Consider the following 15,491-nt stretch of genomic DNA (forward strand, 5'->3'; position numbering starts at 1 on the left):
TCACATAAAATTTGATCTAGTTAAATTTCTGTTTAATTTTGTACGGCTTGTGCGGTTGGCAATTCACAACGCCAATCCCAAGCTAATTTATGCAAACGTGCAATTTCTTTATCAATGGCATATTTCTTCAAATAGCCCACTAATTTTATAATCCCCATATTCGCCAATTTGCGAGATTGCGGAATTTTTAAGGAATATTGATATTGCACAAAGCCACAACCTTGTACATCTGCTGCCCGAGCCACTTCTAATTGCCAATTATTTTGGCTACTATTCGGCTCATAGATCACAAAAGCATATAACGTATCATCTTCCGTATTGAGATTAAAATACTTCACTTCATTCGCTTTATAGACTTTTTCTCTTAACTGAATACGTTCTTGCAAAGAAATATTTTTCTCGTTACGATCGTGCAATAATTCTACGGCTGTTTTCCAATTCTTGCCATTTTCTTTTTGGGTAAAATAAACATAATGTGCCATATTTCCTAAATCTTGGGTAGATTTTAGTACATAGCTTTTGTTGTTATGTTTAATTGTTGTTGGTGCGTTTAATTGAATCTGTGGTTCTGGTTCAGTGGATAATGGCTGTGTTTGTGTTACACAACCCGATAGCCCTAATAAAGCCAAAAGTGCGGTTAATTTTTTCATTATTTTACTCACTTAAATCTCGTTTAAACACCCATTCTTGCTCACTGGATGTGGTTTCATCAAACCAATAACCGCCTAAATCAAAGCTCTTTAATTGCTCGGCTTGGGTTAACCGATTTTGAATCATATAGCGACACATTAAGCCACGTGCTTTTTTCGCATAGAAACTAATGACTTTATATTTGCCATTTTTTAAATCTAAAAAGACAGGTTTAATGATGTTTGCTTGAAGTAAATCCGTTTTCACTGATTTAAAATATTCATCTGATGCCAAATTAATCAACACATTACCGCCTTGTTGCTCCAGAGATTGCTGCAATGCCTCGGTAATCACATTTCCCCAGAATTGATACAAATCCTTGCCTTGTGGATTTTGCAACTTGGTACCCATTTCTAAGCGGTAAGGCTGCATTAAATCTAACGGCCGCAACAAGCCATAAAGCCCTGACAACATACGTAAATGTTGTTGAGCAAATTGAATATCGTCTTTATTCAAACTTTCCACTGCCAAGCCAGTATAAACATCCCCTTTAAAAGCATAAATAGCAGCTCGAGCATTTTGTTCATTATGTGCCACTTGCCATTCGGCAAAACGTGCGGCATTTAATCCAGCCAATTTATCACTAATTGACATTAACGAACCGATTTGAGCAGGCGTAAGTTGACGGCAAAGCTGAATTAATTGTTCACTATATTGGGTTAACTGCGGTTGAGAAAATTCAAATTTTTCCACCGCACTTTCATAATCTAATGTTTTCGCTGGCGAGATAATGGCTAGCATGTTATTCCTTAAATATTGTCTAAACGCCAATCAATTTCAGCGATCTGATGTTGGCGTAAATAATCATTGGCTTGACGAAAATGCCCACAGCCGAAAAAGCCACGATACACCGATAACGGCGACGGATGGGGAGCTGTTAACACACAATGTTTGTGACGATCAATAAACTGCCCTTTTTTCTTCGCATGGCTACCCCACAACAGAAAAACCACATGCTCACGATGTTGATTTAAGGCAGAAATCACCCGATCAGTAAAGGTTTCCCAACCAAAATTCGCATGAGAATGCGGAAGTCCTTGCTCAACAGTTAACACGGTGTTTAATAATAACACACCTTGCGTCGCCCATGCTAGCAATGAGCCATGATTTGGCATGTGAAAATCGGGATATTCTTGTTGCAATTCTTTGTAAATATTGACTAAAGACGGCGGTGGAGCAACGGGTGGTTTCACCGAAAAAGCTAAACCATGGGCTTGATTCGGCCCATGATAAGGATCTTGCCCTAAAATCACCACTTTCACTTGTTCAAATTCAGTCAATTTAAAGGCATTAAAAATCTCGCTTTGGGGCGGATAAATGATTTTACCGGCCTGTCTTGCCTGATGAACTTGTTGCAAAATATGTTGAAAATAAGGGGCTTGTTTCTCTTCACCAATCACATCATGCCATGTTTTCATGATTTTCTTCCTATAATCCTTCTCATTTCGCCACAAGTATAGCGATTTTCTGACATTTTCACTAGATTTTATTCTCACAAATCGTTATATTAGCGAACACTTGTACGCTAAACAAAACGATATCACAGGATTTTAATCATGAGTTTGGATTTTCACTTTATCAACCGTATTCGCCACCAAGCAAAAACGCTCGCCAAACAAACCGCATTGCGTTATAAACAACAAGACCAATGGGTCGATATGAATTGGGCGGATTTCCAATCTTACATTGATGAACTAAGTCTCGCTTTATTGGCCAATGGCGTACAGGTGCAAGATAAGATCGGCATTTTCGCTCACAATATGCCAAACTGGACCATCACCGATATTGCGTCCTTGCAAATTCGAGCGGTTACTGTACCGATTTATGCCACCAACACCGCTAATCAAGCGGCGTTTATTATCAACAACGCTGACATGAAAATCCTGTTTGTCGGTGGACAAGAACAATATGACCAGATTCTTGACGTGTTAGATCAATGCCCACAATTAGAAAAAATTGTGGCCATGACACCCGATATTGCCTTGCATTACTGCGAAAAGGCCTATCATTGGTCTGATTTTGTGCAACTGGGTTCAGAACAATACCAACCTGAATTGGATCAACGCCTTGCCGACAAATCTCTTGATGATCTCTTTACCCTAATTTACACTTCTGGTACCACCGGCGAACCCAAAGGCGTAATGTTAGATTATGCGAACTTAGCCCATCAATTACAAGCTCACGACAAATTACTCAACGTAACCGAACAAGACGTATCGCTGTCTTTCTTGCCGTTCTCGCATATTTTTGAGCGTGCTTGGGTCGCCTATATTCTCCATTGTGGTGCGGTCAATGCTTATTTGGAAGACACCAACCAAGTTCGCCAAGCCTTAAGCGAAGTTCGCCCAACGATTATGTGTGCGGTGCCACGTTTTTATGAGAAAATTTACACCGCAGTTTGGGACAAAGTACAGCAAGCCCCCTTTTATCGCCGAGCCTTATTTAACTGGGCCTTGAAAGTGGGAGAACGTTATTTTCATGCGAAAGGATCAGACCACAAACCGTCTTTTTTATTGCAAAAACAATATGCGTTAGCGGATAAAATCGTGTTCAGCAAACTCCGCCAACTTCTCGGCGGACGCATTCGCATGATGCCTTGTGGTGGTGCCAAATTGGAACCGAGTATTGGTTTATTTTTCCACAGTATCGGCTTAAACGTCAAACTCGGCTATGGTATGACTGAAACCACCGCCACCGTTTCCTGTTGGGATGATGTGAAATTCAACCCCAATTCTATTGGCACCTTAATGCCAGATGCGGAAGTCAAAATCGGGGAAGATAACGAAATTTTGGTGCGTGGTGGCATGGTCATGCGTGGCTATTACAAAAAGCCCGAAGAAACCGCCCAAGCCTTTACCGCAGACGGTTTCTTAAAAACCGGTGACGCCGGTGAATTTGATGCGGACGGCAATTTATACATTACCGACCGTATTAAAGAACTGATGAAAACCTCCAACGGCAAATATATTGCCCCTCAAATGATCGAAGGAAAAATCGGCAAAGACAAATTTGTGGAACAAATTGCGATCATTGCGGACGCTAAAAAATACGTTTCCGCCTTAATCGTTCCATGCTTTGAAAGTTTAGAAGACTACGCTAAACAGTTGAATATTAAATATCAAGATCGCTTAGAATTAGTCAAAAATTCTGAAATTATTCAGATGTTTGAAAAACGCATTAACGATCTACAAAAAGAACTGGCTCACTTCGAGCAAATTAAAAAATTCACCTTATTACCGCAAGCATTTACCACCAAAATGGAAGAAATCACCCCAACGCTCAAACTGCGTCGTAAAATTATTTTACAACGCTATCGTGAACAGATTGAGTCCATGTATAAGGGAAAAGCGGAGAAAGAACATAAAGAATAGCGAGCTATTTTACTATGCCACTTCTGCCAATAAATCAGGATGTTTATCCAAAATTTTAAATAATTTAACCAAAGCGACCGGTGGGGTCGCCTTGCCAGTTTCATAGCGAGAAAAGGCTGTAACGCCACCACCGAAAATCGTCCCCGCTTGCCGTTGATCTAATTTTAATTTTTTACGAACACGTTGAATATAAAGGGGATCAGCCAATGTTGCATTAATTTGTTTGTTAAATTCAAGCATTGCCTCAGAAACACGTTGAGCATCTTTATTATCAACCAATACGCTATCACAATGGCTACAATACCTGCCCGATACCGCTGGAATGACCGTTGTTTGCCCTTTGTAAACATAAGACATATCTCGGGTATCTTGGCTATATTCGCCATGTTCACATTCGATACATTTCATTATCATAGCTCCTTAAATGACACAATCAGTACTTCATCAATCACGGTTAATTTCAGATAAACATCACCATATTCGGTATGTGGGCGATAAACATCTTGCCAAATCTGGTGATTCGAATAGGTGGTCATACTCTTATAAAAATCGGCCGAAGTTAAATTATTCACAATCTCTATCATGGTATGATAATCAATTCCCATACTCGCAGCCCCCATGATAGCCGATTGTGTTTGTGTATATTTTCCCTCGGCAATCAAGGATTTCACTTTATCCAACTTACAATGTGGCGTACGCTTTTCCATATCATTCTCAATTTATCTATTTGCTATATTTTAATCTATTAGCTAAATTACACAAGTAAAATATTTTCCTTATTCAATGAAATATCCATTTTGTTTTCTCCTTACTTAAGGTATGCTTACAGCCAGTTCATTCTGCTTGCAGCCCTGAACTTAAACGTGACAAGTTTTGTTTGTTTATCTAACAGGAAATCTATGAAAAAATTACTTTTAACCACCGCACTTTTAAGCAGTGCATTCTTTGCTCAAGCACAAAGCGTGCCAAATCCTAACACCACCACACATACCTATGAAATAACCCAAACCTATCAGGTAAATGTACCGCAAGGTTCTAAAGGCGAAACCAAGTTGTGGGTGCCGTTGCCATTTAATTCCGATTATCAAACCGTACAATCTGTTGAGTTTAAAGGTAATTTCAAGCAAGCCTATATTACCGAAAATAACCAATACGGAGCTAAAACCCTGTATGCGAATTGGGACGAAAAGGCAGAAAAACGAGATTTAACCGTTAAATTATTGGTGCAGACGCAAGATCGTGAACCCATGGTTCAAGGCTTATTAAAAGACTATCAAGCCCCTGAAAAAATTGAATATTCGGTGGATGTGCAACAATATTTAAAACCGACGCAACATATTAAAATTGATGGTGTGGTGAAAGCATTTGCCGATAAAATTGTGGGCAAAGAAACCAATCCATTGAAACAAGCAAAATTAATTCATGATTGGATCGTGAATAATATGGAACGTGATAACTCCGTATTAGGTTGCGGTGACGGTGATGTAGAAAAAATACTCACCACTGGCGTATTAAAAGGCAAATGTACGGACATTAATTCGGTATTTGTGGCATTAGCTCGTGCTGCCGGTATTCCTGCGCGTGAAATTTTTGGTATTCGTTTAGGTCAAGCGGTGAAAATGGGCGAATATTCCAAATCGGCTTTTGGCGGTGCGAAAGACAAAGTGGCGAATGAAAATGGCGGTCAACATTGCCGTGCGGAATTTTATTTAGCCGGTTTCGGTTGGGTGCCTGTGGATTCTGCGGATGTGGCAAAATACCATTTAACCGAGAAAAAAGCCGTGAATGATAAAGACACCCAAGCGGTGGCAAAATACCTATTCGGTAACTGGGAAGCCAACTGGATCGGCTTTAATCACGCTCGTGATTTCAACCTTTACCCTACGCCAGAACTCGCCCCAATCAATAACTTCGGCTATCCTTACGCAGAAGTGGGTGGCGATCCGTTAAATTCTTATGATGCCAAAGCCTTCGGTTATGAGTTTATCTCAAAAGAATTATAGCCCATCCTTTTGGACTGCCTGTGTCACTGCACTGATCGCTGCCGTGACCTCTAGCCTGTGCTGCATTGCCCCCTTAATTTATTTGCTGTTCGGGGTGTCATCCACATGGCTAATTGGCTTAAATCAACTGGATTGGTTACGCATTCCCATGCTGATTTTATCCTTGGGAGCATTCGGTTATGGATTTTGGTTATTGGTCTTTTCCAAAAAGATCATTTGCACGAAATACTTATCTCGAAAAGCGTTATTATGGGGTTACTGGATTTTATTTATGTTCATTATTTTCTTGTTAAGCTACCCTACGCTATTGCCGTTAATCTTGGAGTATGTTGAATGAAAAAATGGGTCATATTGTTACTCGGTTGTTTATTTTCAGCATTGAGTTTCGCTGCGGAAAAACATGTCACCTTGCATATTGAAGAAATGAACTGTCAACTTTGTGTGTATTTAGTCAACAAAGAATTGCGAGCTATTGACGGCGTGATTTCTACCAAAGGCAATTTTAATGATCGGTTGGTGAAGATTGTGGCAGAAGAAAAAGTGACAAACGAACAGCTCATTCAGGCGATTGACAAGTTGCATTATCACGCCATTGTGAAAAATTAGGGGCGATATATTCGCCCCCCACTCACCTTATTGAATAGGATTTGCCCCTTTCAAAATCTGCTCTGCATTTTCCTTACTCAGATCGTAATCGTAGTATTTTTTATAAAATTGTTGGGTTCTTGCCACCAGATCAATATCTTCAAATAAGGTAGGGTGCAATAACTTCGCTACCCATAAAATTTGCAAGGCCTCTTCAGCACTGTAACGATCCCAAGGGAATGTGCCGGTTGGATTTACAAAAACGTGATTATTTTTCACCGCACTTACGCTTGCCCACAAGGGATCTTGTTTAATTTGTTCCACTGCTTTATCTGCATTTTGACTGCCCACAATCACCACATCAGGATTGGCTTTTAGCACATCTTCTACACCCACTTCAACCAAGTTGGCTTGATCTTCAAAGGCATTACGGCCTCCACCGAGTTTGACCCATTCGCCAATAATCGAACGACCGCCGTCAATTTTATATAAATTTGAGCCGTTGGAAATGTGGATCACCGTAGGGCGTTTTTCCTGTGGCACATCTTTTAAACGCTCATTCACCAACGCAATATTCGCCTCTAATTCTTTGATATACTCTTCCGCAATGGTTGGAGCCGTATTGCCCAACACATCGGCCGTAATACGTACGGTGTTTTTTAGGCCATCAAAATTCTGAAAACCAATTAACAACGCTTTTAAACCGGCCTTTTCCACTTCTTCTTGAGCCGGTTTATTGGACACCAACACCACATCAGGTTTTGCCGCAATAAGTTCTTCTAATTGCGTGCTGTTTTGGCTGTTAATGGCTGGCACGTTTTTAATGTTGGGATAGACCAAATTAAACCATGGATTTGATTTAATAATGTTCGTCGTGCCGACTAATTTATCCGCACCGCCAAGCAACAACACCACTTGATTGTTGGCATGCCATAAATCCACGACACGCTCCACTTGATCGGGGATTTCTACGCTTTTCCCTTTGACGTCCGTAATGGTTTTCGCCAAAGCAAAGTTCGCCGTTAAGCTAAGGGAAAGTGCGGTGGCAAGTAGCCATTTTTTTAATTTCATGTTTATTCCTTTTAGATTGATTTAATTGCACAAATTTTTCGATTGAGTTCCGCCACATCCACCATTCGTAGATCCGTTTGGTAAAGTGCGGTGAGATTTTTTTCAGTAATAATATCAAGGGTTTTGCCCACTTGTAACTTGCCTTGGGCGGTTAAAATAGCCACTAAGCTGTCGGGTAATTTACTTTGTAATAACATAGGATGATCGGGGTTGTGAGTGGTCATAATGATGGAAAAGCCTTGTTCCGCCAGTTCTTTAATCAGCGTTAAGGTTTTAAACACATTGCCGTAATCCAAAGCAGAAGTGGGTTCATCAAATAAAATCAGTTGCGGTTGTTGTACCAGAATTTTGGCGATATTGACTAACTGTTTCTGACCGCCACTCAACTGCATATAGATTTTGTCGCTTAAATGCGAAATTCCTAATTTTGCTAAGGCGTCATCCACCAAAGCAAAATCTTGTTCGCTCGGTTGATCGAATAAACTCAAATGCACCGCTCGCCCGAGTACCACATAATCTCTCACTACATATTGATAAGTTTCGGGGGGCTGTTGCGAGACATAAGCAATGTGTTTAGCAATTTCCTTGTGGCTTAATTCGGCAAGATTCCGATTATTCAATAAAATTTCACCGCACTTGGGTTGCTGTAGTCCTGCGATACAGTTCAATAAGGTGGATTTTCCTGTACCGTTCGCCCCAAGAATAGTGAGCAATTCCCCTTGCTTTACCTGCAAATTGATATTTTCTAACAAGCTCGCTTGTTTGGCATGATGAAAGGATAAGTTTTTAATTTTTAACATTTTTACACCGCACTTATTTCACCATTCGCTGTTTCACCAGCACCCACGCAAAGAAAGGGGCCCCGATAAAGCCGGTTAAAATCCCCAGTGGAATTTCTTCCGTATAAAGATTTCTCGCCAAGGTATCGATCAATAACAGGAAGATTGCCCCAATTAAGGCGGCTAATGGTAAGGTTTTAATATTATCATCACCGATTAACAGCCGTGCTAAATGGGGAATAACCAAGCCAATCCAACCAATCGTACCACTTAAACACACGGCTGAAGCGGTGAGCAAGGTGGAACATAAAATCATTAAGTTACGTTCCATTTTGATGTTGACGCCAATCAGTTTGGCTTGTTGTTCGCCCAAAGAAAGCAAATTAATTCGCCAACGGAGCAATAATAACACCAAGGCAGTGATGATCATCACTGGCGAAAAGGCGGTGAGATTTTTGAAATTGGATTTAGTTAAGCTCCCCATTGACCAATACACAATATCCGCCAACTGAGTTTCAGGGTCAGCTAAATATTTGATTAACCCTAGGCTCGCTCCCATAAAACCGCCCACGATAATGCCTGATAGCACTAAGATAATCATGCTATCTCGCCGCATTAACAGCGGGACAAGCATGGTGAGCGACACCGCAACGACACCACCGACAAAAGCCAAAATTTGAATAGAAAACGATCCTAAGCCGAATAAAATGGCGACAGATGCCCCGATACAAGCTCCCCCTGATACGCCTAAAATATCCGGCGATACCAACGGATTTTTAAACACACCTTGATAGGTCACACCCGCAATGGCCAGTCCTGCACCGACTAAAAGTGCGGTTAAAATTCGCGGTAATCTTAGGATTAAGATCACGTTATTTTCCACTGCATTGGGGTTATTGCCAAGCAAAGTATTCATCACATTTTCCAGTGGAATGTGCATTCGCCCCAGAGAAAGGGAAACTAATACGCCGAGCAACATCAGGCAAAGTAAGAAAAAAAGCGAGAAACGGTATTTCATTTAGTGAATGTCATTAGGTTACATAATAAAAACAGTTTAACCGATTTAGCCATAAGAATAAACAAACTTTATATATTGATTTACATAAAGAAAAATTGGCGTAAAATACGCTATTTACTCTATTATATAACCTAACTAATAAGGATACCTTATGTCTAAATTAGCACTATCAGCTATCAGCCTAGCATTGTTTTCCGCTTACGCAACAGCAGAAACACAACAACTTGATGTAATTTCTGTTGTCGCCCAAGATCCAGTTCATTCGGCCACAGCATCACAAGCACAGCAATCCCTCGGTAAAACCGTGGTTTCATCACAGGCTATTGAAAAACAACCTGCAGTGAATGATGTCGCTGATATTCTTCGTCACCAACCCGGTGTGACCTATAATTCAGGCAGTGCCACTGGACAATATGGTAATAAACGCCAAATTGATTTGCGTGGTATGGGCACAGAAAACACCCTAATTTTAATTGATGGCAAACCTGCCACATCACGCCAATCGGCTCGTTATGGACGAAATAATGGACGCAATACACTTGGCGACAGTAAATGGGTGCCGATTGAAGAAATTGAATCGGTTGAAGTAATTCGTGGTACCGAAGCCGCTCGCTATGGCAATGGTGCCATGGGCGGTGTGGTAAATATTAAAACTAAACCTGTGACGGATAAATTAAAAGGCAGTGTCACTTATAGTTTAAATGTGCCTGAAAATAGTAAATTTGGTACGAGTAATCGTGCTACATTTAATTTGAGCGGCCCAATTGTGCAAGATGTATTAGGTTTCCGTTTGTATGGCAGTTGGAATAAAACCAAACAAGATGCAATGGATGCCAACCCACCAATTGTGACCGTAGGACGTAATGGTTCGCCATCCACCACCTATTATGCTGCTCGTGAAGGGGTTCGGAATAAAGATATTGCAGGGCGTTTAAGCTGGAAAATCACGCCTGATCAAGTCTTAACCTTGGATGCCAGTTACAGCCGTCAAGGTAATTTATATGCAGGTGGTGACACAGAATCTTCTAGCATTGATTCAAGCACATTAGAGATGCAAGGTGCAGAAACCAATCGTGTCTATCGTCAAGTTTATGCACTAACTCATGAAGGAAAATGGTCTTGGGGAGAAAACAAAACCTATTTCCAATTTGATAAAACGGTGAACAGTCGTTATCCAGTTTATCTTGGTTTCGGTACAGAGGGAACGTGGGAAAATCAAAATTTTGTTGATAGCAAACTGTATAACTACCGTTTCAACAATGAAATGATTGTACCATTCGAATGGCATGGCGTTCATAAACTCACTATCGGTGTTGATGCAAATCACAGCAAATTAAATGACCCAGATTCCACCAGCTATGATTTTGTCAATGATAGCATTGCCTCTATAGGTTCATTAGGTACAATTCCTTGGCTTGCTCAAGGTAACCGTGACGGCAACAGCAGTGCGAGTGAATACGGCATTTTTATTGAAGATGTAATTGACTTTAAACAAGGAACCGTCGTCACACCAATGTTGCGTTTTGACTATCATACGGTATCAAAATCAAATTGGAGTCCAAGTTTAAATATTAGCCATGATGTGAATCCATATTTAACCTTGAAAGGTGGTTTAGCTCGTGCTTATAAAGCCCCCAATTTATATCAATCTAACCCAAATTATGTGTTAACCAACCGTCAAAATAACTGCCCTGTCAATGGTCGAGCGTTAGCCGATGTAGGGTCTTGTTATACCGTGGGGAATAAAGATCTAAAACCTGAAACCAGTTTTAATAAAGAAATTGGGTTTGAATTACATAATCAAGATGGCTATAAACTCGGTTTAACCTATTATCACAATGCGTACCACAATAAAATTGAAGCCGATACCAACGTGTTAGCCACCGTTTATAATCCAGGTTGGAAAGCTGCACGAGTGAGTGAAACAGCGGGTACTACGGTTTATAAATGGGATAACATTCCACGTGCGACCGTTGAAGGTTTGGAGGGTTATTTAAATTTACCGTTAGTAACGGATAAACTAGATTTATCAACCAATTTCACTTACATCCGTAAGAGTCTCAATAAAACCACAGGCAATCCATTGAGCTTAATGCCAAAATATACGATTAGCTCAACATTAACCTATCAAGCGACAGATAATCTTGATTTAGCCACAACTTATACTCGTTACGGCAAACAATTATCTCGTCCAAATGGTGTGCGTTATATGGACTTTAATACTAACACAGGCGATGACAAAACCGTACAAGAACGCTTAGGTAGCTATGGTGTTTGGGGAGCGAGCGTGGGTTATAAATGGCATGATTTCAGTGTACGTGCTGGGGTGAGCAATATTCTTAACAAACGAATTAATGTCACAAGTAGTGCGGCGAGTAAGTCGAATGAGATTGGGCGGGCGTATTATACGACACTTAAATATTCGTTTTAATTTAAATCGGTTTTCGCCGATGGCAACCGTACTTTCTTTTGCTTGTGCAAAAGAAAGTAGGCAAAGAAAAGCACACCCCGACTTCACCGCTTTTCTTTGCTCGTTTGATATTTTCTTAACGCTAAATTTTGAACTTGCTTCGCTCAAACATTCAAAATTTAGCTAAAAATATCAAGTCGCCAAGGCGGTTCAGACGGTGCCCCGTTTAGTTAAATAAAAGTGCGGTGAAAAATCAGAAAGTTTTGATTTTTTCACCGCACTTTTTTGTTCATTTTTTATTTTCTCTATTCATTCTTTTTTACCCGCAATAAATTTTATTATGTCATACATAAAATGATGATCATCTCTTGACAGATTCCCCCTCTTACAATTTATAATAAAAACTATTCTCATTAACTTAAATGAGAGTGCAATATTTTTCACGATAATTTCAATAATTAATAAAGGAAACGTTTATGAATAAGCCTCACTCTTACCCCGCCAATAAGCGAACGGCGATAAATTTTAAATTCACCACTTATACTGTTGCAGTCCTTTCTGGGTTAGCATTTACGGGCTCTGCATTATCTTATGTACAAGGTGACACCACCACGGCGACAGTTAATGTAGGCGATAACGAGACAAAAATTGACACAGTGAAGACCGATGATCCCAAACTCCGTATTACAGGGACGCTCAACCGTAGCGGTAATCCTGTGCGAATTATTTGGTATGGTAATCCGAATGATGCCGATGGTAAAGTGGCTCAAACGGATGCGTTAAATGATGGTTTTGTACAAGGCAAAGTGATTGCGCAAGGCAAAAAGGCAGAATCAGGGGAATATCAAGCCAGTATCATTATTGAGGGGCAAGGTAACGCTATTGATGCTCTCGGTTGGTCATCTCACACCAACGGTAATAACGTAGATATTGCCCTAAACACCGTTACCAACAATCGCACTGCAATGGGTGGAGCGGATTTAAAAGCGGGTTTAGCGAGCGGAGAAAGCGAAATTACCACTTTCGGTACAGCAAACGGTATTTCTGTGGTGAGTATAGCAGATTATGGACAAACCCAAGTAATGGGTGGGGCTGATGGCGTAAGTGGTGCATCTGGCACGGTTGGCAGTGCAAGCAGTAGCTCAAGTTATCGTGATGATACCACACGTGTTAAAACTGCCGATTTAGTCAAAGATACCATTTCTGTGCCAGGTGACACCACTCGTGCTGATAAAGAAGGCAAAACTGTTACGGCAGAAATTAAGAAAGTGAATAACAATGGCAGTGTTTCTGGTAATATCAACGCACAGAGCAATGCAGACATCACTAGCCCTGTCACCGATCGATATGTACCACAATTTTACTCCACCACAACCACCGCATCAGGTAACGGCGTGTCTTTAGCCAGTTTCATTAATACCATTGATTCAACTATTCAAAGTCAAAATCAGATCAACAGCTTGAAATTAGGCACTTTGACTAATACAGGTGAAATCAACGGACAAGGTAACGTCACGGGGGGTAAAAATACCACCCACACCTACACTAGCGCCCGTGGTGTTGCCAATGGCGTTTCACTCTTTGCCGCAACGGGGAATTACGCCAGAAACCAAACCAGTGCGATTTTTGATAACGAAAATGGCGAAAGTGCGGTGAATAATTCAGGCAAAATCAATGGGCATTTAATTCAAACATCAGGTGATAATGTTGGGGTGATACCCGGATCGTATGGTAATAAGTCAGGTAGACATTTAGATTCCACTGCCACAAGTTTCGCCAGCGGAAACGGGATCAGTGTCGCAACGGAAACCCTAAATGCCTATTCAACCAATGCGGCAAAATTAGGCAAGGTTGTCAATCAGGGGAATATTTCGGGTTATGCCGACGTGAAAGCGGGCAATGGTTCGGGCGATTTAAAACTGAATGTAAAAGGTTCAGGAAACGGGATTTCGGTTTATTCTCATAAAGGTGTTGGCGGTACTGCGTTAGGCACTGCTAGTCTAACTAGTGTTGATAATAGCGGTATGATTACGGGTGAATTACACACGAAAGGTGGAAAATATATTTATAAAAAAGATGCGCCTGATGAAGAAGTGAAATTGTTCATTTATGACACCGTGAAGAATATTGATTCCACCGATACATTACCTAAAACACCAAGTGGTTCAACCTATTCAGATCCTTTTGCCCCTAATAAGCTCGGATCAAATGATACGATAAGTGAAGTCACTGCGAGCGGAAATGGTATTGTGGTTTTCCAAGCAAGTAATGCCTCTGGTTCAAGCCAAACAACAGGAAGTCAATTAGGCGAGATCAAAAATTCAGGTGTAGTGAGTGGTTATACCCAAATGACCCATGGCTTTAGTGCAACAAATAAAGGTTATGAACGTGTTGGATTTTGGGGCGTGGGTACGGGTATTGCAAGTGATGGCAAAATCACATCCAAACTGGAAAACACAGGGATCATTTCAGGTAATCATGCCGCCCTTTTGGCAAAAGGGAAAATTGAAACGGCTTATAGTTTATACGGTGACTATACATCAGGTTATAACAATAATGTCTACAACTACGGTTTAATGGCAGGCACCATGATTATGGGGAATTATAAAGTTGGTGAAAATAGTGATGTAAAACAACAAAACTATACTTACTTTGAATTGCCGAATGATCCTAGCTTAACCAACCAAGGAACCTTAGTTTATCTGAAAAAAGGGTTAACTAAAGAGAGTACATATAGTTCGACCATCCGTAATGCCGATGCCGAAACCATCGACAAAATTGTCGTAGGAACAGGCGGCTCTTATACCGATTCAATAACAGGCAAAACCTACAACATCATTAACGGCACCCTAAGTAATGAGCAAAAAGACAGTTCCTATACTGCTACAAGCGATGTTAAAGACAGCATTATCAACGGTGTCGGTTTAACCGATGGGGCGTTGATTGCTGACAAAAACATTACCCTTGATAACAGTGTCGTCAATGGCTTTGCGAACGGCGTAAAAGTGAAAAATGAAAGCACATTTACCGCAAAAGACAGCACTATCAATGCCAATGGCTTCAATATTAAAACTAGCACCACCGAAAGCTATGCACCTTTAGCCATTGTAGGTGATGATCATAAAAATACTGTCAATCTCAATGATAAAACCATTATTAACGGCAATATCGACCTAAAAACAGGTGATGATCAACTCACCATTGGTTCTAGCGATATGCAAATGAATGGTCGTCAAATCGATATGGGCGCAGATAATGATACTGTTACCTTTGGCGAAACAGTTTCAACATCAGGTACACCAATCCGTGTTAATTACGATATTTTCAATACCGAAAAATTAGTCATCAATGCTTTAGCTGAACTTTACCCTGACATTGCGATTCAAGGTGCCGATACCATTGATTTAAATGGCAAATTAGTTTATCAAGTGAATAAAGTTGATGATGATAGCTATCAACATGCCTTAGCTAAAAATGGCAAAGATATTACCATTAATGGTACTGATGGCAATGAATTATTGATTGATGTCAGTGATGCCGAACATACGATTGATTTGGGCTCAA

Annotated in this window: 14 protein-coding genes; 6 read left to right on the forward strand and 8 right to left on the reverse strand. The window is 40.5% G+C overall.

Annotated elements, in window-relative coordinates; translation table 11 throughout:
* Positions 1-32: 32 nt before the first annotated feature.
* Genes ACTG7L_RS03950 through ung form a run of 3 tightly spaced genes read right to left on the reverse strand, consistent with a single transcriptional unit; the run spans position 33 to position 2,108 of the window.
* Positions 33-650, reverse strand: coding sequence for a 6-phosphofructokinase (locus tag ACTG7L_RS03950; RefSeq protein WP_439327495.1), 618 nt, complete (start codon positions 648-650; stop codon positions 33-35).
* 4 nt (positions 651-654) lie between these two features.
* Positions 655-1,431 (reverse strand): peroxide stress protein YaaA, encoded by a 777-nt coding sequence (yaaA, locus tag ACTG7L_RS03955; protein WP_439327496.1) that lies wholly within the window; start codon positions 1,429-1,431, stop codon positions 655-657.
* Positions 1,432-1,439: 8 nt separating this feature from the next.
* Positions 1,440-2,108 carry a uracil-DNA glycosylase gene (gene ung / locus ACTG7L_RS03960; protein ID WP_439241221.1) on the reverse strand — a complete coding sequence of 223 codons (669 nt, stop codon included), beginning with the start codon at positions 2,106-2,108 and terminating at the stop codon, positions 1,440-1,442.
* Positions 2,109-2,246: 138 nt separating this feature from the next.
* On the opposite strand from ung, the gene ACTG7L_RS03965 reads away from it, so the two are divergent.
* Positions 2,247-4,061, forward strand: coding sequence for an AMP-dependent synthetase/ligase (locus ACTG7L_RS03965; protein ID WP_439327497.1), 1,815 nt, complete (start codon positions 2,247-2,249; stop codon positions 4,059-4,061).
* 12 nt (positions 4,062-4,073) lie between these two features.
* On the opposite strand, the gene ACTG7L_RS03970 is transcribed toward ACTG7L_RS03965, so the two are convergent.
* On the reverse strand, positions 4,074-4,469 hold the full coding sequence (locus ACTG7L_RS03970) for a type II TA system antitoxin MqsA family protein (RefSeq protein ID WP_439327498.1): 396 nt from the start codon (positions 4,467-4,469) through the stop codon (positions 4,074-4,076).
* Between the two features lie 2 nt (positions 4,470-4,471).
* Positions 4,472-4,768 (reverse strand): type II toxin-antitoxin system MqsR family toxin, encoded by a 297-nt coding sequence (locus ACTG7L_RS03975; RefSeq protein ID WP_439327499.1) that lies wholly within the window; start codon positions 4,766-4,768, stop codon positions 4,472-4,474.
* A 192-nt stretch (positions 4,769-4,960) separates the two neighbouring features.
* On the opposite strand from ACTG7L_RS03975, the gene ACTG7L_RS03980 reads away from it, so the two are divergent.
* From ACTG7L_RS03980 to ACTG7L_RS03990, 3 genes are read left to right on the forward strand one after another with little or no spacing between them, the layout of a single operon-like run.
* Positions 4,961-6,064, forward strand: coding sequence for a transglutaminase-like domain-containing protein (locus ACTG7L_RS03980; RefSeq protein WP_439327500.1), 1,104 nt, complete (start codon positions 4,961-4,963; stop codon positions 6,062-6,064).
* Positions 6,039-6,401, forward strand: coding sequence for a hypothetical protein (locus ACTG7L_RS03985; RefSeq protein ID WP_439327501.1), 363 nt, complete (start codon positions 6,039-6,041; stop codon positions 6,399-6,401). The genes ACTG7L_RS03980 and ACTG7L_RS03985 overlap by 26 nt, the downstream gene beginning before the upstream one ends.
* Positions 6,398-6,670 carry a heavy-metal-associated domain-containing protein gene (locus ACTG7L_RS03990; protein WP_439327502.1) on the forward strand — a complete coding sequence of 91 codons (273 nt, stop codon included), beginning with the start codon at positions 6,398-6,400 and terminating at the stop codon, positions 6,668-6,670. Before ACTG7L_RS03985 ends, ACTG7L_RS03990 begins: the two co-directional genes overlap by 4 nt.
* A 27-nt stretch (positions 6,671-6,697) precedes the next feature.
* Here ACTG7L_RS03990 and ACTG7L_RS03995 read toward each other — a convergent pair whose 3' ends face one another.
* Genes ACTG7L_RS03995 through ACTG7L_RS04005 form a run of 3 tightly spaced genes read right to left on the reverse strand, consistent with a single transcriptional unit; the run spans position 6,698 to position 9,517 of the window.
* The gene (locus tag ACTG7L_RS03995) at positions 6,698-7,720 is read right to left on the reverse strand and encodes an ABC transporter substrate-binding protein (protein WP_439327503.1); all 1,023 of its coding nucleotides are present in this window, start codon (positions 7,718-7,720) and stop codon (positions 6,698-6,700) included.
* A gap of 11 nt (positions 7,721-7,731) precedes the next feature.
* Positions 7,732-8,520 (reverse strand): ABC transporter ATP-binding protein, encoded by a 789-nt coding sequence (locus ACTG7L_RS04000; RefSeq protein WP_439327504.1) that lies wholly within the window; start codon positions 8,518-8,520, stop codon positions 7,732-7,734.
* A 13-nt stretch (positions 8,521-8,533) separates the two neighbouring features.
* Entirely contained in the window at positions 8,534-9,517 is a 984-nt protein-coding gene (locus tag ACTG7L_RS04005; protein ID WP_439327505.1) for a FecCD family ABC transporter permease, read from the reverse strand.
* A gap of 151 nt (positions 9,518-9,668) precedes the next feature.
* Here ACTG7L_RS04005 and ACTG7L_RS04010 point away from each other — a divergent pair, with 151 nt between their 5' ends.
* On the forward strand, positions 9,669-11,948 hold the full coding sequence (locus ACTG7L_RS04010) for a FepA family TonB-dependent siderophore receptor (RefSeq protein WP_439327506.1): 2,280 nt from the start codon (positions 9,669-9,671) through the stop codon (positions 11,946-11,948).
* 455 nt (positions 11,949-12,403) lie between these two features.
* On the forward strand, positions 12,404-15,491 hold a 3,088-nt coding region (locus ACTG7L_RS04015), incomplete at its 3' end, for a beta strand repeat-containing protein (protein WP_439327507.1).

Origin of the sequence: Lonepinella sp. BR2357 (assembly GCF_051851525.1) — a bacterium.
In the GTDB taxonomy this organism is placed as follows: domain Bacteria; phylum Pseudomonadota; class Gammaproteobacteria; order Enterobacterales; family Pasteurellaceae; genus Lonepinella.